We start from the raw sequence: 21,074 nt of genomic DNA on the forward strand, positions 1-21,074 counted from the left end.
GTCTCATCGAAACGCGAAATCGGGGGCGGGTGCAATGGCAGAAAACGATATTATTCACGATCCGAAAGGCGGGATTGCGCGGCTGCTTGAAATCATGCGCCGCCTGCGCGATCCCGAGACCGGCTGCCCGTGGGATATCGAACAAACCTTTGCCACCATCGCCCCCTACACGATCGAAGAAGCCTATGAGGTCGCCGATGCGATTGAGCGTCAGGCATGGGACGAATTGCGCGGCGAATTGGGTGATTTGCTGTTCCAATCGGTGTTTCACGCGCAAATGGCGTCCGAGGCGGGGATGTTCGATTTCGACGACGTCGCCAACACGATGTCGGACAAGATGGTCGCCCGCCACCCCCATGTGTTCGGGGACGAGAGCCGCGAAAAATCCGCCGAACAACAGACCCGCGATTGGGAAACCATCAAGGCGGCCGAGCGCGCGGGCAAGAACCAGGCCGGTGCGCTGGACGGGGTTGCGGTGCACCTGCCCGCCCTGACCCGCGCGGTGAAACTGCAAAAACGGGCGGCGCGGGTCGGGTTCGACTGGCCCGACACGTCTCATGTTCTGGACAAGGTTCAGGAAGAGATCGGCGAACTGGTCGAGGCGCGCGAGATGGGCGATCCGGCGGCGATCAAGGATGAATTCGGCGATCTGTTGTTCGTCATGGCCAATCTGGCGCGCCATTGGGACATCGACCCCGAAGAGGCCCTGCGCGGCGCGAACGCCAAATTCACCCGCCGCTTTGAGGGCATCGAGGCGCGTCTTGCCGCCGAGGGTCGCACGCCAAAGGATAGCGATCTGGCGGAAATGGATGCGCTTTGGGACGCGGTCAAGGTCGAGGAACGCACGAAAAAGTAACCTGACTAAAAAATTCAGGTATTGACCCGACCAAAATAGTCAGGTTTAAAACGCGCAACGAAGGAACAGGAGAATCCAATGTCGTTTGATCTGCGCACTTTCTCGATCGCACTGGCAACCGCTGCGGCGGCCACCCCTGCACTGGCCGAGGTCAACATCTATTCCCAGCGTCAGCCCGAACTGATCGCCCCGATCACCGAGGCCTTTACCAAGGCCACCGGCATTGAAACCAACGTTGCCTATCTGGACAAAGGCCTGACCGAGCGCCTGCAGGCCGAGGGCGAGCGTTCGCCAGCCGACATCATCATGACCGTCGACATCTCGCGCCTCAGCCAAGCGGTCGAGGCCGGTGTGACCCAACCGGTCGAGAGCGCCGTTCTGAACGACAACATCCCCGCCGAATTCCGCGACCCCGGCAATGAATGGTTCGGCGTCACCACCCGCGCCCGTATCGTTTACGCCAGCAAGGACCGCGTCGCAGACGGCGAAATCACCACCTATGAGGACCTGACCGATCCGAAATGGGCGGGCCGCATCTGTACCCGTTCGGGCACGCACCCCTATAACCTTGCTCTGATCTCGGGCATCATCCACCACCACGGCGAAGACTACGCCAAAGAGTGGGCCGAAGGCGTCAAAGCCAACCTCGCCCGCAAGCCCCAAGGCAACGACCGCGCACAGGTCAAGGCGATCTGGGCCGGTGAATGCGACATCAGCCTCGGCAACACCTACTACATGGGCAAGATGCTGGAGAACGAAGAGCAGAGCGAATGGGCCAACTCGGTGCGCATCGTGTTCCCCGAATTTGACGGCAAAGGCACCCACATGAACGTCTCGGGCGTCGCCATGACCAAGGCCGCCCCGCACAAAGAAGATGCGCTGGCGTTCATGGAATTCCTCGCCTCGCCCGAAGCTCAGGAAATCTACGCCGAAGTGAACTATGAATTCCCCGTCAAACCGGGCGTCGCACGTTCGGAACTGGTCCAAAGCTGGGGTGACTTCGCACCGGACGCGGCCAACCTGATGGATCTGGCCAAGCTGCGCCCGACCGCGCTGCGCATCATGGAAGAAGTCAACTTCGACGGCTGATCCCCCGTTTAAGGTGACGGAAAAGGCGCTGAACCTCGGTTCGGCGCCTTTTTCTTTGGCTGCACTATTCAGGGCGTTTCCGTAACCAGAAAAAACCGCGTCAGGCCGAATTCTGCCTTTTTGGTCAAACCTGTCGCCTAGTTGCTGGACAATGTTCGCCCCCCTTGTCAGGGTCCCTCAAAAGGCAGGAGAAGACCTTGACCACACCGCACCAAATCATCATCGACACCGACCCGGGACAGGACGATGCCGTCGCCATTCTCTTGGCGCTTGGCAGCCCGCAAGAGATTGAAATCCTTGGAATTACCGCCGTCGCGGGCAATGTACCGCTTGCCCTGACGGAAAAGAACGCACGCATTGTGTGTGAACTGGCCAACCGCCCCGACATCCGCGTGTTTTCCGGCTGTGATGCGCCGATCGCCCGCCCTCTGGTGACGGCGGAACATGTGCATGGCAAGACCGGCTTGGACGGTCCGACCCTGCCCGATCCGGTGATGCCGCTACAGGAACAGCACGCGGTCGATTTTATCATCGACACCTTCCGCAACGCCCCTGCGGGTAGCATCAGCCTCTGCACGCTGGGCCCGTTGACCAATGTGGCAACCGCCCTGCAACGCGCGCCCGACATCGCCCCCAAGATCAAACAGATCGTCATGATGGGCGGCGCCTATTTCGAGGTTGGCAACATCACCCCGACGGCCGAGTTCAACATCTACGTCGACCCCGAGGCCGCCAAGATCGTGTTCGGCGCGGGCATCCCGTTGGTGGTGCTGCCGCTAGACGTGACGCACAAGACACTGGTCACGAAAGAGCGCAACGACGCCTTCCGCGCCCTACCGGGCAAGGTCGGGATCGCCGTGGCCGAGATGACCGACTTTTTCGAACGCTTTGACAAGGAAAAATACGGCTCGACCGGTGCGCCCCTGCATGATCCGACGGTGATCGGTTATCTGCTGAACCCCGACCTGTTTCAGGGCCGCGAGATCAACGTCGAAATCGAAACCGGCTCGGACCTGACCCTCGGGATGACGGTGGCCGATTGGTGGCGCGTGACGGATCGCCCTGAAAACGCGCTGTTCATCAAGGACATCGACGATGAGGGCTTTTTCACCCTGTTGACCGAGCGTTTGGCCACCCTATGAGCCTGCTGACTCTGGCCGGCCCCGCCGATGCGGCGCGGTTGATCCCGCTGATCACCGCCTGTCACGCCGAGGCCGGTCTGACCACCACCGAGGACCACGTTGAACAGACGCTGGCGACCCTGTTTGAGCAGGACATTCAGGCGGCGGTCTGGCTGATCGGCCCGCCGCGCGCGCCGGTGGGTTATCTGTTTGTCTCGTTTGGCTTTTCCCTATCGCGTGGCGGGCGCGAGGCCGTGGTGCAGGACATCTACATCCGTCCCCGCATCCGTGCACGTGGGATGGGAACACAGGCCCTGACGCAACTGGTGTCCATGCTGGGCCAGATGGGCGTGGTGGCGATTGACGTTCCGGTGGGTGCCGATCATCCGGCCGCACCCCTGCTGTCACGACTGCACTTCACGTCCGAAAATCAAATATTTACACGCCAAACTTAAAGCAAAACACCAAGATCAATACGGGGCGCGCGACAGGATCATCTGGCAATCGCGCGTCATCCACCCTAGATCAGGTTCATGTTTCATTTCGCGACCTCTGCCACCTACGCCACCTTGCCTGACCGGTTCTTTACCAAGATCGGACCGACGCCCGTGCGCGCGCCGTCCCTGATTGCGGTGAACGACGATCTGGCGCGGGACTTGGGGCTGAACCCCGACGATCTGACCTCGCCCGAGGGCGTGGCGATCTTGGCGGGCAATGCCCTGCCCCAAGGCGCGACGCCACTGGCCGCTGTCTATGCGGGGCATCAGTTCGGCGGCTGGAACCCGCGTCTGGGCGACGGGCGCGCGGTGCTGCTGGGGGAGCTGACGCCCGAGGGCGGCCCGCAGGTCGATATCCAGCTGAAAGGCGCCGGTCGGACCCCCTATTCGCGGGGCGGTGACGGGCGCGCGTGGGTCGGGCCGGTGATCCGCGAATACCTGTTGTCCGAGGCGATGCATGCCCTTGGCGTGCCCACGACCCGCGCCCTTGCCGCCGTTCTGACGGGAGAGGACGTCTATCGCGAAACCCGCCTGCCCGGTGCCGTTCTGACCCGCGTCGCGCGCAGCCATATCCGCATCGGCACGTTTCAATATTTCGCGTCCCAACGCGATATCGACGCCCTGCGCACCCTCTATGAATTCACCCGCGCGCGTCATTATCTGGACGCCGAAACGCCGCTACAGATGCTCGAGCAGGTCATCACCGCACAGGCCGAACTGGTCGCGCACTGGATGTCGCTGGGGTTCATCCACGGGGTGATGAACACGGATAACATGACCCTGTCGGGGGAAACGATCGACTATGGCCCCTGCGCGTTCATGGACGCCTATCATCCGGCCAAGGTGTTTTCCTCGATCGACCGGCACGGGCGCTATGCCTATAACCAGCAGGCCGATATCGCGGTCTGGAACCTTGCCCAACTGGCCAGCGCGATCCTGCCCCTGATCGACACGAATGAGGCGCAGGCGGTCGAGGTGGCAAGCGCCGCACTGAACGACTTCGCGCCCCAGTTTCAGGCCGCGTGGACCCGCCGGTTCGGGCGCAAGATCGGGCTGAAAAACGCGACGCCCGAGGACGCGCAATTGATCCAGGACCTGCTGAACCGTATGGGCAGTTTGGGCGCGGATTTCACCAACACCTTTCGCGCCTTGGCCGATGGCACTGCGCGTGACGCGTTTTCCGATCCTGCCGCCTATGATCAATGGCACGATGCGTGGCGCGCCCGTCTGGCGGCGGAGGGTACGGACGCGGCCACCCAAACCGCGATTATGCGTGCCGCAAACCCCGCGATCATCCCGCGCAACCACCGCGTGGAGGAGGCCATCACCGCCGCCGTTGCGGGGGATTACGCGCCGTTTCACCGGTTGCACAGCGCGCTGAAATCGCCCTATGAGCCCGCGCCGGACATGGGCGATCTGACCATGGCCCCCACCGCGGACCAAGAGGTCCGACAAACCTTTTGCGGCACCTGAGGCCCCTGCGCACACGCGATTTTCGGTTGGCGGGGCGCGGCCCCTCGGGTACACAGAACCACCCGCCGACCCCGAACAAGACGCGCTGACCCTATGAGCAACACCATCATCGCCCGCTGCGAAGCGCAAAAACTGCGCATGACGGATCAGCGCCGTACGATTGCGCAGGTTCTGCAGGACAGCGACGACCACCCCGATGCAGAAGAACTCTATGCCCGCGCGTCCAAGATCGACCCGCGCATCAGTCTGGCCACGGTTTATCGTACGGTGAAGCTGCTCGAGGAATCCGGCATTCTGGAAAAGCTGGAATTCGGCGACGGGCGCGCGCGCTACGAGGACGCCGAGCGCGACCACCACGACCACCTGATCGACATGACCACCGGACAGGTGATCGAATTCTGCGACCCCGAGATCGAGGCCCTACAGGAAAAGATCGCGCGCCGTCTGGGCTATCGGTTGCATGGGCACAAGCTTGAACTCTACGGCAGCCCGATCAAGAAAAAAGACTGACCCGGCGGTCAATTTCCCCCTTCCCGCAACCGCATCCCCGCGATATGGCCGTTAGCGTGAACGGGAGGATCAACATGGACAATCGGCGCGGTATTTTCCTGATGGTTGCGGCCATGCTGGCCTTTGCGCTTGAGGACATGTTCATCAAGATCATGGCCGCCGATTTGGGCGTGGGTCAGATCCTTGCCTCGCTGGGGATCATGGGCGGTGTGGTCTACGGGATCATCTGCAAGGTTCAGGGCCTGCCCCTGTTGGCGCGGGCCCTGTGGCGCGGTCCGGTTTTGCTGCGCAACATCGGCGAAATCATCGGGACCAGCGGCTTTCTCTTGGCGGTGACCCTGTCGAACCTGTCCACGGCCACCGCGATCTTTCAGGCGACACCGCTGACCGTGACGCTTGGGGCGGCGTTGTTCCTTGGTCATGCGGTCGGATGGCGGCGGTGGCTGGCGATCCTGATGGGGTTCTTTGGGGTGATGTTGATCATCCGTCCAGGCACCGCGCATTTCGACCCCACGTCCCTCTTCGCGGTGCAGGCGGTTCTGGGCCTAACCGTGCGCGATCTGGCGACCCGCGTCTGCCCGCCCGAGGTCAAGACGATGCAGATGTCGACATACGGGTTCTTGTCCGTGGTGCCCGCCGGTCTGGTCCTGATGTGGCTACAGGGGCGTGCCGATCCCGTGGACGTGACCCTTGGCGGGCAACTGATCGCCGCCACCTTTATGGGCGCTCTGGGCTATTATATGCTGGTTGAGGCGACGCGGGCGGGCGATGTTTCTGTTATCACGCCGTTTCGCTATTCGCGGTTGCTGTTCGCGCTTGCCATCGGGTTCATCGTGTTCCATGAACGTCCCGACGCGCTGACCCTGATCGGGGCGGCGGTGATCATCGGCTCGGGCGTCTATGCCTTTGCCCGCGAACGTCAGGCCAAGCAACGCGCCGCGCGTCTGGCGGCAAAAGCGTTAAAAACCTGACCTGTTAACGCAACAGGTAGCGTTAACGCTAACAATGTTCACTTGAATGACACGCGTTCCCTGTTATTAAGCACGCGACAGAATTTTATTGGACAACCCAAAGGTTTTCTTATGAGCACCATCATCGAAATCATCGGACGCGAAATCCTGGACAGCCGTGGCAACCCCACGGTTGAGGTCGACGTCATCCTCGAAGACGGCACAATGGGCCGCGCTGCTGTTCCCTCGGGCGCCTCGACCGGTGCACACGAGGCCGTGGAAAAGCGCGACGGCGACAAGGGCCGTTATCTGGGCAAAGGCGTGCTTGAGGCCGTCGCAGCCGTGAACGGTGAAATCGCCGAAGCCCTGATCGGCATGGACGTGACCGAGCAGGTCGCTATCGACGGCATGATGATCGAACTGGACGGCACGTCGAACAAGGGCCGTCTGGGCGCGAACGCGATCCTTGGCGTCTCGCTGGCCTGTGCCAAGGCAGCCGCCGAATTCACCGGTCAGCCGCTGTTCCGTTATGTCGGCGGCACCTCGGCCCGCGTTCTGCCCGTTCCGATGATGAACATCATCAACGGCGGTGAGCACGCCGATAACCCCATCGACATCCAAGAATTCATGATCATGCCGGTCAGCGCCACGAACATCCGTGACGCGATCCGCATGGGCGCCGAAGTGTTCCACACCCTGAAAAAAGAGCTGTCCTCGGCCGGTTACAACACCGGTATCGGCGACGAAGGTGGCTTTGCCCCCGCTCTGGAATCGACCCGCGTTGCGCTGGACTTTGTTCTGAAGGCCATCGAGAAAGCAGGCTACAAACCGGGTCAGGACATCTATCTGGCCCTCGATTGCGCCTCGACCGAATACTACGTCGACGGCAAGTACGAGATGAAGGGCGAAGGCGTTTCGCTGACGTCCGAGGAAAACGCCGACTATCTGGCGAAACTCTGCGATGACTACCCGATCATCTCGATCGAGGACGGCATGGCCGAGGACGACTGGGCCGGTTGGAAACTGCTGACCGAGAAACTGGGCGACAAGGTGCAACTGGTCGGCGACGACCTGTTCGTGACCAACCCCGTCCGTCTGGCCGATGGCATCGCCCAAGGCGTCGCCAACTCGATGCTGGTCAAAGTGAACCAGATCGGCTCGCTGACCGAGACGCTCAAGGCCGTCGATATGGCGCACCGCGCGCGCTACACCAACGTGATGTCGCACCGCTCGGGCGAGACCGAGGACGCCACCATCGCCGACCTGGCCGTGGCGACCAACTGTGGCCAGATCAAAACCGGCTCGCTGTCGCGCTCGGACCGTCTGGCCAAATACAACCAGCTGATCCGGATTGAGGAACTACTGGGCGAAACCGCCGAATACGCGGGTGCCTCGATCCTCAAGGGCTAATCGCCTTCACGACAGTTTTTGAAAACACCCGTCCCCGTGGCGGGTGTTTTTTCACATCTCGCCCTATTGTGGCCACATGCGCCGACCATACACGCTATAGATGTTTACGTTGTGTATGAGGTTTCATGTCTTCCCCCGTTGCCGTGCTTGTTGACGGCGAAAATATCCGCGCCGATTTTGCGGTGCAAATTCTGAACGCCGCCGCGCGCTACGGCACCGCCACAATTCGCCGAATCTATCAAGACGCGGCCAAGCAGAACGGCTGGTCCGACATGCCCGGGTGGAAAGTGGTGCATGCCGGTTCGGGCAAGAACGCCAGCGATATGTTGCTGTGTCTCGAGGCGGTGCATCTGGCCCTGATCCAAGATATCAAGCAGGTGGTGATCGCCAGTTCGGACGGCGACTTCTCGCATCTCGCGACCTATTTGCGGGAACATGGGACCGAGGTCATCGGCATCGGCGAGCTCAAAACGCCCCGCAAGTTCAGCAAAGCCTGCAGTGAGTTTGTCAACCTCACCTTCTCCGCCACACCGTCTGATCCTGTGCCGTTACACGCCCCGAAACCCGCGCCCTCGTCCGCGCTTTCATCGGTCGACCAAAACATCATGGGGATTCTGCGCGTGCACGGGGATAATCACGGGTGGTTGGAGACCGGAAAGCTGAATGTGCTCATGCGCGAAAGAGTACCAAGCTTTCAAATTTCGACCACGACCCAGAAAACATGGCGTGCATACCTTGAGGGCCTGCCACACCTTTACAAGCTGATGACCAAAGACAATCAGACCCATGTACGCACCCTGATTGACGCAGACCACGGTACCGGCACTTGACCCCGCCCCATGGCGCGCCACACTGGCTCCAAGCACATCCAACCGAGGCCGCCATGACATCCGCATCCGCCCTGATCGACCATCTCGACCTGCGTCCCCACCCCGAGGGCGGCTGGTACCGCGAAACATGGGCGGCCAGCGCGGCGGTGGGGGAACGCCCCGTCGGTACGGCGATCTATTACCTGCTCGAGGCGCGACAAACTTCGCATTGGCACCGCGTGGACGCCGACGAAATCTGGCATTTCTACGCGGGCGATCCCCTGACCCTGAAGATCGCCGCCGATGAGGCGGGCCCGCGCCGCGACTGGACCCTTGGCCCTGATGTCATGGCCGGACAGTCCCCGCAAATCCTTGTTCCCAAAGGGTTCTGGCAGGCCGCGCGCCCCACGGGCGCCTATACGCTGGTCGGCTGCACGGTCAGTCCGGGCTTCCAATTCGACGGTTTCGAAATGGCGCCGGCGGGCTTTGACATCCCCTAATCTACGACCGTCGTACGACCGGTCCGCACCCCTTCCCTATGTCCCGACGTTGGTCGCAGACACCATGGTCCAATTCGACCAAACCGCGTCTGTGGCTAACCTTCGCCCAGCAGGTCACGCACAAAAAACAAGCGACCTGCACACGAAATGGGAGGAACGGACATGAATTTGATTAACGCATTGGCGATCTCGATTGGCATCTTGGCCGCAGTCGCCACCTATCTCTGCCTCGGCACGAACTTCGGCCTACAGGTCTGGGCGCTGTTCATCGGCTGGGGCAGCTTCTATCACACCGGCGGCGGCACGGGCGGCGTGACGAAATCCGCCATCAACCACATCTGGGGCGCCTTGGTCGCGGCCATCGCCCTGTTCGTCGTGGGCACCGTGGGCGGCTCGGTCGCGATCACCTCGGCTCTGGTCGGCATCTCGGTGGTTGTTCTGGTGCTGGGCGCACATATCCCCGCCTTGGCCACCATCCCCGCCGCGGTCTACGGCTATGCCAGTACGGCGGCCTTTGCCCTGCTGACGGGCGTGGCCATCGGCGACATCACCGCCGTGTTCAAGGCCGCGATCATCGTCGTGATCTCGCTGATCATCGGCAACATCTTCGGCTTCGTCTCGGAAAAAGGCGCAGGTGCCCTGACCGCCAAAGCGGAATAAGGCATAGGGCACGCCCTATCGGGCAGACCAAACCAACCAAAAACAACAAAGGGCACCGTCAGGTGCCCTTTTCCTTTTGATTACGGTCGCTTAGACCCTCGACGCGACCACCGCCCCCGATGGGCGACTGACCTGCCCACCGCCCACAGACGCGCTGACCCCCGTGGTGCCCGGACAGGACGTTGGCAATCCCCGCGCCACGCGCACCGCCAGATAGGCGAAGGCCTGCGCCTCTAACATATCGCCGTTCAGACCGACCTCTTCGACCTGCACCGCCGGCACACCGCAGCGTTCGATCAGCATCTCCATCATCAACGGATTCTTGCGCCCGCCACCGGTGACCAGCAACTGCTCGGGCGGCTCGGGACAATGGTCCAGCCCCCGCGCCACAGACCCCGCCACGATCGCCGTCAGGGTCGCCGCCGCATCCGCGTCACTCAGATCCGACACCATCTCCAACACATCGCCAAACGCGTCACGGTCCAGTGATTTCGGCGGCACCTTGTAGAAATACCCGCGATCCAGAACGGCGTTCACAACGGTCTCATCCACCAAACCGCTGGACGCCAGCGCCGCGTCCTCATCCATCGCAACCCCGCGCCGCGCCTGCATCAAATCGTTCAGCGGCGCATTCGCGGGCCCCGTATCAAACGCCAACAGTGCGCCCTTTTGGTCCGGCCGATCAAAGGACGGATCGACCCACGTCATATTCCCGACCCCGCCAAGGTTCAGAAACACCACCGGCCCCGTCGCACCGACCCATTTGGCACAGGCAAAATGGAAAAACGGCGCCAGAGGCGCGCCCTGCCCGCCCAAACGCACATCCGCCGACCGGAAATCCCAAACCACAGGACGCTGCAACACCTCGGCCAGAACCTGACCATCGCCACATTGATGCGTCCCGCGCCCACCCGGATCATGCGCCAATGTCTGCCCGTGAAACCCGACCAGATCGACCTCATCAAACCGACACAGCAACGCCGCATGCGCGGTCTCGACCACCTCTGCGGCGGCCTCCACCCCGTCTTCGCCCGGCCATCGGCCAAGCGCGCCCTGCAACACCGCGCGCTCTTTGTCCGTATAGGCGCGATAGCCCGTATCGCCAAAAGCGTGGATCTCAACCCCGTCAGTCACCAAAACTGCCGCATCTACACCGTCCAGCGACGTGCCGGACATCGCCCCCAAGGCGCGAATCGGTGCCGATTTCAACATGGCCTTCCCCTCCAAAGCACTCACCGTTATAGAAGTGGCCGAAACACAACCCGTGGACAAGAGACCCGATGACCTACCACCCCAAATCCGACTTTCTGCGTGTGATGATCGAACGCGGCTTTCTGGCCGACTGCACCGATTATCAAGCGCTCGACGAGGCGCTGATCAACGGGGTTGTACCGGCCTATATCGGCTTTGACGCAACCGCGAAATCGCTGCATGTCGGCAGCCTGATCCAGATCATGATGCTGCGCTGGTTGCAGAAAACCGGCCACAAACCGATCACCCTGATGGGCGGCGGCACGACCAAGGTGGGCGATCCGTCCTTCCGCGCCGACGAACGCCCCCTGCTGACCGAGGCCCAGATCGACGACAACATCGACGGCATCAAACAGGTCTTTGCGAAATACGTGACCTATGGCGACGGGCCGACCGACGCCCTGATGCTGAACAACGCCGAATGGCTGGACGAACTGAACTACCTCGAATTCCTGCGCGACATCGGGCGGCACTTCAGTGTGAACCGTATGCTGTCGTTTGAATCGGTGAAATCGCGTCTGGACCGCGAACAATCGCTGTCCTTCCTCGAATTCAACTACATGATCCTACAGGCCTACGACTTCCTCGAACTGAACCGCCGCTATGGCTGTCTGCTGCAAATGGGCGGCAGCGATCAGTGGGGCAATATCGTCAACGGGATCGACCTGACCCGCCGCGTGCTGGATCACGAGATTTACGGCCTGACCTCGCCCCTATTGACCACCAGCGATGGCAAGAAAATGGGCAAGACCGCCGAAGGCGCGATCTGGCTGAACGCCGAAATGCGCGCGCCCTACGAATTCTGGCAGTTCTGGCGCAACACGACGGATGCGGACGTGGGCCGGTTCCTGAAACTCTACACCGAACTCCCGGTTGAGGAATGCGACCGCCTCGGCGCGCTTGAGGGATCCGAGATCAACGCCGCGAAAATCATCCTCGCCAATGAGGTGACAACCCTCTGCCACGGGGCCGAGGCCGCCGCCGCCGCCGAAGCCACCGCACGCGAAGTGTTTGAAAAGGGCGGCGTCGGCGATGACCTACCCACGCTAACCCTGCCCGCAGGTGACATCGGCGATGGCATCTCGCTGGCCCAACTCGTGGTGCGCTCGGGCCTCGCGAAATCCGGCAAGGACGGCAAACGCCTGATCACCGACGGCGCCCTGCGCGTGAACGACGAACCCTGCAACGATCCGGGCCGCCTGTTCTCCGCCGCCGATCTGGCCGAACCGGTCAAGCTCAGCGCCGGTAAAAAACGTCACGCCCTGATCACTCTGGGCGACTGACCTCTTCAGCTTGGTAAAAATACTCTCGCCGAAGGCGTCCTGACCAAGACATCAAAAAACCCCGCCGGATAACGCGTCCGGCGGGGTTTTCATATTCTGCTTCTGCGACGGGGATCAGTCGATCACAACAACGCTTTCCATCACATCGGGACGGCCAATGACCTCACCGTTACGGCCCGCGCCTTTTTTGATCGCGTCCACCACATCCATGCCCTCGGTCACCTGACCGACGACCGTATAGGCCCCGTTCAGATGCGGCGCGGGGGCGAACATGATGAAAAACTGGCTGTTGGCCGAGTTCGGGTTGTTCGAGCGCGCCATGCCGACCACACCGCGCTCATAGTTGAAATCGCTGAACTCGGCGGGCAGGTCCGGACGATCCGACCCACCGGTCCCGGCCAGACGCATGTCCTGACCGATGCGACCGTGCTCCACGTCACCGGTTTGCGCCATGAACCCGGGGATCACGCGGTGAAACACCACGCCGTCATACTGACCTTCGGCGGCAAGTGCGGTGATTTGCTCAACATGCTGGGGGGCCAGGTCCTCGAACAGGTCAACGGTGATCACGCCATTGGCCTCCCCCGCGACGGTGATCTCCAGACCGGTCGCGGCGGCGGCCCCCGCGCTCAGGCCCAGTGCGGCAATCGCCGCGGACAACAGCTTAGACATCGGCGGCGACTTTCATGCTGATCATCTGGTCGGGGTACATCGGCGGCTCACCACGGGTGATGGCGTCGACATGCTCCATGCCCTCAACCACGCGGCCATAGACCGTGTATTGGCCGTTCAGGAAATGGTTGTCGTTGAAGTTGATAAAGAACTGGCTGTTGGCCGAATTCGGGTTGGCCGAGCGCGCCGCGCCAAGCGTACCACGATCATGGGGCAGCTTCGAGAACTCGGCGGGCAGATCGGGCAGGTCCGACCCACCGGTGCCTGCACGGCGCAGATCGCCACCCTTGTCCAGCACACCGTGCTCGACATCGCCCGTCTGGGCCATAAAGCTGTCGATCACGCGGTGAAACACAACGCCGTCGTATTTCCCAGCACGGGCCAGCTCTTTCATCCGCTCACAATGTTTCGGTGCCACGTCGGGCAGCAGTTCGATGACAACATTGCCGTCTTTCAGCTCGATGATGATGGTGTTTTCGGGATCTTTGATATCGGCCATCTGCCGGTCCTCCTGTTCGATTTGGCCGAACCCTACTTGGCCCCACAGCCAAAGAAAAGACCGAACCGCAGAGGACAGCTTGACGCGCCCCGCCCCTCAGGGTGTAAAGACCCTGAATAGCCTTAGGTAGGAGCGGACGATGGCGTGGAAAACCCTTGATGACATGGATATGGCGGACAAGATCGTTCTGGTGCGCGTGGATATCAACGTGCCCGTGGACAACGGTCAGGTGACCGACGACACCCGCATCCAACGCATCATCCCCACCCTGCGCGATATTCTGGCCGCTGGGGGCACGCCGGTCCTGCTGGCGCATTTCGGTCGCCCCAAGGGTCAGGTCGTGCCGGAAATGTCGCTGCGCATCACCCTGCCCGCGCTTGAGGCCGCTCTAGGCCAAAGCGTCACCTTTGTCGAAACGCCCGACCGCGCCGCGCTGGACGCCCTGCCCAAGGGCTCGGTCGTTCTGGTCGAGAACACCCGCTTTTCCCCGATGGAGGAAAAGAACGACCCGAAAATGGCCGAATTTCTGGCCAGCCTCGGCGACATCTATGTCAACGACGCCTTTTCCGCCGCCCACCGTGCCCATGCCTCGACCGAAGGTGTCGCGCGCCAGCTGCCCGCCGCCGCGGGTCGTTTGATGGCGGCCGAGCTTGAGGCGCTGAACGCCGCCCTTGGCACGCCCAAACGCCCCGTGGTCGCGGTTGTCGGCGGGGCCAAAGTGTCCACCAAACTGGACCTTCTGGGCAACCTCGTCAGCAAGGTCGACCATCTGGTCATCGGGGGTGGCATGGCCAACACCTTCCTCGCGGCCCAAGGCATCGACGTCGGCAAATCGCTGGCCGAACATGACATGACCGACACCGCGCGCGACATCCTGACCAAGGCCGCCGATGCGAATTGCGAAATCATCCTGCCCAGCGACGTTGTTGTCGCCCGTGAATTCAAGGCAAACGCCGAAAACGAAACCGTGGCCGCCGACGCCTGCCCCGCCGATGCGATGATCCTCGACGCAGGCCCCGCCACGGTCGATCGCATCACCAAAACGCTGGCCAGTGCGCAGACGCTGATCTGGAACGGGCCGCTGGGCGCATTTGAAATCCCGCCGTTTGACGCCGCCACCAACGCCGCCGCGACAGCCGCCGCCGAACTGACCGCTGAGGGCACCCTGATTTCCGTCGCGGGCGGGGGCGACACCGTTGCCGCGCTGAACGTCGCGGGGGCTGCGGACAAGTTCACCTATATCTCGACCGCTGGCGGTGCTTTCCTTGAATGGATGGAGGGCAAAGACCTGCCAGGTGTCACGGTTTTGGGCGGCTGATCGGCAAAACACCCGACAAATGAACGAGTTAGCGCAACCACATTTGCGCCCCCCGTTCAGAGCGCATATCAACCGGGGCAACACGAAACCCCGACAGTACACAGGACATAGACATGCCCAACCCAGACCAGTTCAAGCGCGTTTCCGCAGGCCAAGGCTTTATCGCCGCCCTTGATCAGTCGGGGGGCTCGACCCCCAAGGCCCTGCGCCTCTACGGCGTTGAGGAAAACGAATACTCGGGCGAGGCCGAGATGTTCGACCTGATCCACCAGATGCGCTCGCGCATCATCAAATCGCCCGCTTTTAACGGGGACAAAGTGGTCGGCGCCATCCTGTTCGAAATGACCATGGACCGCGACATCGACGGCACCCCGACCGCCACCTACCTGTGGAACGAATGTCAGGTCGTGCCCTTCCTGAAGGTCGACAAGGGCCTCGCGGAAGAAGACGGCGGCGTTCAGGTCATGAAACCCATGCCCGACCTCGACGCCCTGCTGGACAAGGCCGTCGCCAAAGGCATCTTCGGCACCAAAATGCGCTCGGTCATCTCAGCGGCCAACCCCGAAGGCGTCAAGGCCGTCGTCGCCCAGCAATTCGAGATCGGCAAACAGATCCTCGCCAAGGGCCTCGTGCCGATCATCGAACCCGAGGTCACGATCACCATCGCGGACAAGGCCGCCGCCGAAGACCTCCTGCGCGACGCGATCCTCGCCGAACTCGACGCGCTGGCCGAGGATCAGAACATCATGCTGAAACTCTCGCTGCCCGAAAACGACAACCAGTACAAAGTGCTGGTCGATCACCCCCGCGTGGTCAAACTGGTCGCTCTGTCGGGCGGTTACAGCCGCGAAGAGGCCAACGATAAACTCTCGCGCAACAGCGGCATGATCGCCTCCTTCTCGCGCGCCCTCACCGAAGGCCTAAGCGCCAAGCAATCCGACGCCGAATTCGACGACACGCTGGCCGCAACGATCGACACGATCTATCAGGCCTCGATCGCAGGCTAACCCAATCGGGCGGCGCATCCATCTGCGCCGCCCTTTTCATCTTGGCATAAATACTCATGCCACTCGATGAGGTCCCCCATGCGCCCGACCGCCCTGCTCACGCTCCTGCTCGCATGGATCTCCGCATGGCTACCGCGCACGCCTGACCTCACCACTTTCGCGCTCGCCGTCCTCTCGCTCACCTTACCGTCGCTCGCGTGGCGCGGCGCCCCGCGCCCCAAAACGGCCCGCTTCCTCAGCATCCTCGCCCTTCTGCCGCTCCTCGCCTGCGCCCTCTTCGCCGCCGCGGCGTTCCTGTTCGGCCCGACACCCCACGGAACACTGGTCCTCTTCACCATCGCAAACCTCTCGGCCTACGCCTTTTTCCTCGCCCGGCTCCTGAGCCCGACACCGCGCCTTACCACTCCCATAACGCTTCTCCTCGCCCTCACCGTTTGGTCATGGGGATCGGCACTGGCCATGGCGACACACCGCGGCGCCGCACCAACCGACGCCCCCACCTGCATCCTCACCGCGACCTCGCCCTCAACCGACAGCTACACCCGCGCCCTCACCTCCCTCTGGGACATGCGCCTGCCCGCCTTTCACGCCGAAACGGGCGGCAAGCTTCAATTCACCTACCACGCGCTCCTGATCGTCGAGGGCCCGACGCCCACCGTCTACAACTGGTCCAAACTCAAACTCCGCTTTGACCCGCTCGACCTAACCCGCAACCCGTATCAACCGACCACCTGCCCGCGCTGACCCCTTCAGCTTGGCCCAAATACTCGCGCCGCAGGCATCCCGCCCCCTCCGCCCGCGCCTCACCGAAATTTTCACGTGCAAACCGTCGATTGGGGATTCCCTTCCCGAATCGTCTGTGTCAGAATCACCCTACCGCCCGCTAGAGGCGGATCAGAGGCAGTGTTCATGAGTAGACCCCGCAGTAAACCAGCCTACGGTGTCATCGTCTATTCGGCGGTGGCCTTTGCGCTTGCGGCGTACTTTACCTTTGCGGCTGTACAGGGCGATTACGGCCTGTTCAGCCGCATCCAGGTAGAGGCCGAGGTCGATGACCTGACCGTAGAACGCGACCGCCTTGCCGATCAGGTCGCCCAGATGCGCAACAAAACCCGCCGCCTGTCCGACGACTATCTGGACCTCGACCTGCTGGACGAACAGGCCCGCAAGGTGCTTGGCCTGCTGCGCAGCGACGAAATCGTCATCCGTTAAACGCTAAACTGTCGCCCGCATTCCCGTGGTGCAAGAAGACACTCGCAATCCGTCGCCTGATTTGGTAGGAATGGTTTAATATTAAACTATCCCAATCCCCAAACGGGAGACCGCCCTATGGCCACGCGAAAAACCGCTTCAAAACCAAATACTTCCAAAGAAGAACTGCTTAGCTATTACCGTGAAATGCTGTTGATCCGGCGATTCGAGGAAAAGGCAGGCCAATTGTACGGCATGGGCCTGATCGGCGGCTTCTGTCACCTTTACATCGGCCAAGAGGCCGTCGTCGTCGGTCTTGAGGCCGCCGCCGAAGAAGGCGACAAGCGGGTCACCTCTTACCGCGACCACGGCCATATGCTGGCCTGCGGGATGGACCCCAAGGGCGTCATGGCCGAGCTGACCGGTCGCGAAGGCGGCTATTCCAAAGGTAAGGGCGGCTCGATGCACATGTTCAGCCGCGAAAAACACTTCTACGGCGGCCACGGCATCGTTGGCGCGCAGGTCCCGATTGGCGCGGGCCTCGCCTTTGCCGACAAATACAAAGACAACAAGCGCGTGACCTTCGCCTATTTCGGCGATGGCGCAGCGAACCAGGGCCAGGTCTATGAGACCTACAACATGGCCGAGCTTTGGGACCTGCCGGTCATCTTTGTGATCGAGAACAACCAATACGCCATGGGCACCAGTGTTCAGCGCTCGACCAAATCCCCGTCCCTGTGGGAACGCGGCGCCGCCTACGGCATCAAAGGCGAAGAGGTCGACGGCATGGACGTTTTGGCCGTCAAAGCCGCCGGGGAAAAGGCCGTCGCCCACTGCCGCGCGGGCAAGGGCCCCTATATTCTGGAAATGAAAACATACCGTTATCGCGGTCACTCGATGTCGGACCCCGCGAAATACCGCACCCGCGAAGAGGTCCAGAAGATGCGCGAAGAGCGCGACGCGATCGAACATGTGCGTGAGATGCTGCTCTCGGGCAAACACGCCTCCGAGGACGAACTCAAAGCGATCGACAAAGAGATCAAAGAGATCGTCAACGAGTCCGCAGAATTCTCGAAAACCAGCCCCGAACCGGCGCTCGAGGAACTCTGGACCGACATTTACGCCACCGAAGTGCCGCAAGACGCCTGAGCCCCGAGGGAGAGAGACGAACAATGGCTACCCAAGTATTAATGCCCGCCCTGTCCCCCACCATGGAGGAAGGCACGCTTGCCAAATGGCTGGTCAAAGAGGGCGATACCGTATCGTCCGGTGACATTCTGGCCGAGATCGAAACCGACAAGGCGACCATGGAATTCGAGGCCGTCGATGAAGGCATCGTTGGCAAAATCCTGATCGCTGAAGGCACCGAAGGTGTCGCCGTCAACACGCCCATCGCCGTTCTGATCGAAGAGGGCGAAAACGTCGATGACGCCGCGGCTGCGGAACCCGCCGCGGCTGCCCCCGCTGCGGCCGAGGCCCCCGCGGCCGTGACTGTGGCCGCTGCCCCCGCCGCGCCGGTCGTCGATGAGACGCCCGATTGGCCCGAGGGCACGGAAATGAAAACCAGCACCGTGCGCGAAGCCCTGCGCGACGCCATGGCCGAGGAAATGCGCAAAGACGACGACGTGTTCCTGATGGGTGAAGAGGTCGCCGAATACCAAGGTGCCTACAAGATTTCCCAAGGTCTGCTGGACGAGTTTGGCGCGAAACGCGTGATCGACACCCCGATCACCGAACACGGCTTTGCCGGTATCGCCGTGGGCGCGGCCTTTGGCGGTCTGCGTCCGATCGTGGAATTCATGACCTTCAACTTCGCGATGCAGGCGATTGACCACATCATCAACTCGGCGGCCAAGACGCTCTATATGTCGGGCGGTCAAATGGGCTCTCCCATCGTGTTCCGCGGCCCGAATGGCGCCGCCGCGCGCGTTGGCGCCCAGCACAGCCAAGACTACGCCGCATGGTACGCCCAGATCCCGGGCCTCAAGGTCGTCCAGCCCTATTCGGCGGCTGACGCCAAGGGTCTGCTGAAACAGGCAATCCGCGATCCGAACCCCGTGATCTTCCTCGAAAACGAGATCCTCTACGGCAAAAGCTTTGAGGTCCCTGTGCTCGACGATTTCACCATCCCGTTCGGCAAGGCCAAGGTCTGTCGCACGGGTGAGGACGTGACCATCGTCTCCTTCGGCATCGGCATGACCTACGCGCTTGAGGCGGCGGAACAACTGGCCAAAGACGGCATCAGCGCCGAGGTCATCGACCTGCGCACCCTGCGTCCGATCGACTATGACACGGTGATCAAATCGGTGATGAAAACCAACCGCTGTATCACCGTCGAAGAGGGCTTCCCGGTCTGCTCGATCGGCAACCACCTGTCGGCCTACATCATGACCAACGCGTTTGATTACCTCGACGCACCGGTCCTGAACTGCACCGGCAAGGACGTCCCGATGCCCTATGCCGCCAACCTTGAAAAACTGGCGCTCGTGACCACTAAAGAGGTCATCGACGCGGTCAAAGCCGTCACCTATCGCTAAGGAGTTCAGCGCATGCCAACAGAAATTCTGATGCCCGCCCTGTCCCCCACGATGGAGGAGGGCACGCTCGCAAAATGGCTGGTCAAAGAGGGCGATACGGTCAATTCCGGCGACCTGCTGGCCGAGATCGAAACCGACAAGGCCACGATGGAATTCGAGGCCGTGGATGAGGGCGTGATCGGTAAAATCCTGATCCCTGAGGGCTCCGAGGGCGTCAAGGTCAACACCGCCATCGCCGTCCTTCTGGCCGATGGGGAAACCGCCGATGACATCGGGTCTGCGCCCGCGGCGGCCCCTGCCGCCGCTGCATCGGACGCCGGCGCCGCCGAGGCGCCCAAGGCCGATGCACCCGCCCCCACTGCTGCGCCCGCCGCTCCGGCAACCGGTGACGGCAAACGCGTCTTCGCCTCGCCGCTCGCCCGTCGCATCGCCGCCGACAAGGGCGTCGATCTGACCACCCTGACCGGCTCCGGCCCGCATGGCCGCATCGTCAAGGCCGACGTCGAAGGCGCCAACGCCTCGGCACCGGCCCCCGCTCCGGCGGCAACTCCCGCTGCGGCCTCTGCTCCTGCGGCCGCACCGGCACCTGCGTCCCCCTCGGCCGACGCCATCGCCCGCATGTATGAGGGTCGCGAATTCACCGAGGTCAAACTGGACGGCATGCGCAAAACCATCGCCGCCCGCCTGACCGAGGCCAAACAGACCATCCCGCATTTCTACCTGCGTCGCGATATCAAGCTGGACGCGCTGCTGAAATTCCGCAGCCAGCTCAACAAACAGCTTGAACCGCGCGGCGTGAAACTCTCGGTCAACGACTTCATCATCAAGGCCGTCGCCAACGCCCTGCAACAGGTGCCTGACGCCAACGCCGTCTGGGCCGGTGATCGCGTGCTGAAAATGCAGGCCTCGGATGTGGCCGTCGCCGTCGCTATTGAGGGCGGCCTCTTTACCCCCGTCCTGCAGGACGCGGATATGAAGTCCCTCTCGGCCCTCTCGGCCCAGATGAAGGACCTCGCCGCCCGCGCCCGCGACCGCAAACTCGCCCCCCAAGAATATCAGGGCGGCAGCTTTGCGATCTCGAACCTCGGCATGTTCGGCATCGACAACTTCGACGCCATCGTGAACCCGCCGCATGCGGGCATTCTGGCCGTCGGCACCGGCGTCAAGAAACCCGTGGTGGGCGATGACGGCGAACTGAGTGTCGCCACCGTCATGTCCGTCACCATGTCCGTGGATCACCGCGTGATCGACGGGGCCCTCGGCGCAGAGCTGCTCGCGGCGATTGTTGAGAACCTCGAAAATCCTGTCGCGATGCTCGCCTGAGCCGCCAGATGATAAACCGAAAACGCCCGCGCATTGCGCGGGCGTTTTTCATTTTAACAAATGAAACGGCCGTCCGGATGATCCGGACGGCCGCGCTGAACTCGGTTCAAAAAATCTT

Annotated in this window: 22 protein-coding genes; 19 read left to right on the forward strand and 3 right to left on the reverse strand. The window is 62.0% G+C overall.

What is annotated here, in order from left to right:
• Positions 1-34 precede the first annotated feature (34 nt).
• From mazG to R1W00_RS00750, 11 genes are all read left to right on the forward strand, one after another.
• On the forward strand, positions 35-856 hold the full coding sequence (mazG, locus tag R1W00_RS00700; RefSeq protein WP_317260792.1) for a nucleoside triphosphate pyrophosphohydrolase: 822 nt from the start codon (positions 35-37) through the stop codon (positions 854-856).
• Positions 857-934: 78 nt separating this feature from the next.
• Positions 935-1,945, forward strand: a complete 1,011-nt coding sequence (locus R1W00_RS00705) for a Fe(3+) ABC transporter substrate-binding protein (protein ID WP_317260793.1) — start codon at positions 935-937, stop codon at positions 1,943-1,945.
• 197 nt (positions 1,946-2,142) lie between these two features.
• Positions 2,143-3,087, forward strand: coding sequence for a nucleoside hydrolase (locus R1W00_RS00710; protein ID WP_317260794.1), 945 nt, complete (start codon positions 2,143-2,145; stop codon positions 3,085-3,087).
• A complete protein-coding gene (locus tag R1W00_RS00715; RefSeq protein WP_317260795.1) occupies positions 3,084-3,521 on the forward strand; it encodes a GNAT family N-acetyltransferase in 438 nt (145 codons plus the stop codon). The genes R1W00_RS00710 and R1W00_RS00715 overlap by 4 nt, the downstream gene beginning before the upstream one ends.
• A gap of 78 nt (positions 3,522-3,599) precedes the next feature.
• Positions 3,600-5,036, forward strand: a complete 1,437-nt coding sequence (locus tag R1W00_RS00720; protein ID WP_317260796.1) for a protein adenylyltransferase SelO — start codon at positions 3,600-3,602, stop codon at positions 5,034-5,036.
• A gap of 93 nt (positions 5,037-5,129) precedes the next feature.
• Positions 5,130-5,546, forward strand: a complete 417-nt coding sequence (locus tag R1W00_RS00725) for a Fur family transcriptional regulator (protein ID WP_317260797.1) — start codon at positions 5,130-5,132, stop codon at positions 5,544-5,546.
• 74 nt (positions 5,547-5,620) lie between these two features.
• Positions 5,621-6,517 (forward strand): DMT family transporter, encoded by an 897-nt coding sequence (locus tag R1W00_RS00730; protein ID WP_317260798.1) that lies wholly within the window; start codon positions 5,621-5,623, stop codon positions 6,515-6,517.
• A gap of 111 nt (positions 6,518-6,628) precedes the next feature.
• The gene (eno, locus tag R1W00_RS00735) at positions 6,629-7,906 is read left to right on the forward strand and encodes a phosphopyruvate hydratase (RefSeq protein WP_317260799.1); all 1,278 of its coding nucleotides are present in this window, start codon (positions 6,629-6,631) and stop codon (positions 7,904-7,906) included.
• Positions 7,907-8,031: 125 nt separating this feature from the next.
• Positions 8,032-8,736, forward strand: a complete 705-nt coding sequence (locus R1W00_RS00740; RefSeq protein WP_317260800.1) for an NYN domain-containing protein — start codon at positions 8,032-8,034, stop codon at positions 8,734-8,736.
• A gap of 53 nt (positions 8,737-8,789) precedes the next feature.
• Positions 8,790-9,215: a cupin domain-containing protein gene (locus tag R1W00_RS00745; RefSeq protein WP_317260801.1), complete on the forward strand. Its 426-nt coding sequence runs from the start codon at positions 8,790-8,792 to the stop codon at positions 9,213-9,215.
• A 162-nt stretch (positions 9,216-9,377) separates the two neighbouring features.
• The gene (locus R1W00_RS00750) at positions 9,378-9,875 is read left to right on the forward strand and encodes a DUF1097 domain-containing protein (RefSeq protein ID WP_317260802.1); all 498 of its coding nucleotides are present in this window, start codon (positions 9,378-9,380) and stop codon (positions 9,873-9,875) included.
• Between the two features lie 90 nt (positions 9,876-9,965).
• Here R1W00_RS00750 and R1W00_RS00755 read toward each other — a convergent pair whose 3' ends face one another.
• Positions 9,966-11,087 carry an anhydro-N-acetylmuramic acid kinase gene (locus R1W00_RS00755; RefSeq protein ID WP_317260803.1) on the reverse strand — a complete coding sequence of 374 codons (1,122 nt, stop codon included), beginning with the start codon at positions 11,085-11,087 and terminating at the stop codon, positions 9,966-9,968.
• A gap of 68 nt (positions 11,088-11,155) precedes the next feature.
• Here R1W00_RS00755 and tyrS point away from each other — a divergent pair, with 68 nt between their 5' ends.
• Positions 11,156-12,409 carry a tyrosine--tRNA ligase gene (tyrS, locus tag R1W00_RS00760; RefSeq protein ID WP_317260804.1) on the forward strand — a complete coding sequence of 418 codons (1,254 nt, stop codon included), beginning with the start codon at positions 11,156-11,158 and terminating at the stop codon, positions 12,407-12,409.
• A 114-nt stretch (positions 12,410-12,523) separates the two neighbouring features.
• Here the strand turns inward: tyrS and R1W00_RS00765 are convergent, their stop codons facing one another.
• Positions 12,524-13,081, reverse strand: coding sequence for a peptidylprolyl isomerase (locus R1W00_RS00765; protein ID WP_317260805.1), 558 nt, complete (start codon positions 13,079-13,081; stop codon positions 12,524-12,526).
• The gene (locus tag R1W00_RS00770; protein WP_317260806.1) at positions 13,074-13,580 is read right to left on the reverse strand and encodes a peptidylprolyl isomerase; all 507 of its coding nucleotides are present in this window, start codon (positions 13,578-13,580) and stop codon (positions 13,074-13,076) included. Before R1W00_RS00770 ends, R1W00_RS00765 begins: the two co-directional genes overlap by 8 nt.
• Positions 13,581-13,719: 139 nt before the next feature.
• On the opposite strand from R1W00_RS00770, the gene R1W00_RS00775 reads away from it, so the two are divergent.
• The 7 genes from R1W00_RS00775 to R1W00_RS00805 all read left to right on the forward strand — a co-directional run bounded on the left by R1W00_RS00775 (position 13,720) and on the right by R1W00_RS00805 (position 20,956).
• Entirely contained in the window at positions 13,720-14,898 is a 1,179-nt protein-coding gene (locus tag R1W00_RS00775; protein WP_317260807.1) for a phosphoglycerate kinase, read from the forward strand.
• A gap of 113 nt (positions 14,899-15,011) precedes the next feature.
• Positions 15,012-15,905 carry a fructose bisphosphate aldolase gene (locus R1W00_RS00780; protein WP_317260808.1) on the forward strand — a complete coding sequence of 298 codons (894 nt, stop codon included), beginning with the start codon at positions 15,012-15,014 and terminating at the stop codon, positions 15,903-15,905.
• 78 nt (positions 15,906-15,983) lie between these two features.
• Positions 15,984-16,649, forward strand: coding sequence for a hypothetical protein (locus R1W00_RS00785; protein ID WP_317260809.1), 666 nt, complete (start codon positions 15,984-15,986; stop codon positions 16,647-16,649).
• Positions 16,650-16,814: 165 nt separating this feature from the next.
• Complete coding sequence (locus R1W00_RS00790; RefSeq protein WP_317260810.1) at positions 16,815-17,117, forward strand: FtsB family cell division protein; 303 nt, start codon at positions 16,815-16,817, stop codon at positions 17,115-17,117.
• A gap of 117 nt (positions 17,118-17,234) precedes the next feature.
• Complete coding sequence (pdhA, locus tag R1W00_RS00795; RefSeq protein WP_317260811.1) at positions 17,235-18,245, forward strand: pyruvate dehydrogenase (acetyl-transferring) E1 component subunit alpha; 1,011 nt, start codon at positions 17,235-17,237, stop codon at positions 18,243-18,245.
• A 23-nt stretch (positions 18,246-18,268) separates the two neighbouring features.
• Entirely contained in the window at positions 18,269-19,633 is a 1,365-nt protein-coding gene (locus R1W00_RS00800; protein ID WP_317260812.1) for a pyruvate dehydrogenase complex E1 component subunit beta, read from the forward strand.
• A gap of 12 nt (positions 19,634-19,645) precedes the next feature.
• Positions 19,646-20,956 carry a pyruvate dehydrogenase complex dihydrolipoamide acetyltransferase gene (locus tag R1W00_RS00805; RefSeq protein ID WP_317260813.1) on the forward strand — a complete coding sequence of 437 codons (1,311 nt, stop codon included), beginning with the start codon at positions 19,646-19,648 and terminating at the stop codon, positions 20,954-20,956.
• The last annotated feature ends 118 nt before the right edge of the window (positions 20,957-21,074 follow it).

The organism is Rhodovulum sp. FJ3 (assembly GCF_032918305.1).
Classification (GTDB): domain Bacteria; phylum Pseudomonadota; class Alphaproteobacteria; order Rhodobacterales; family Rhodobacteraceae; genus SAT37.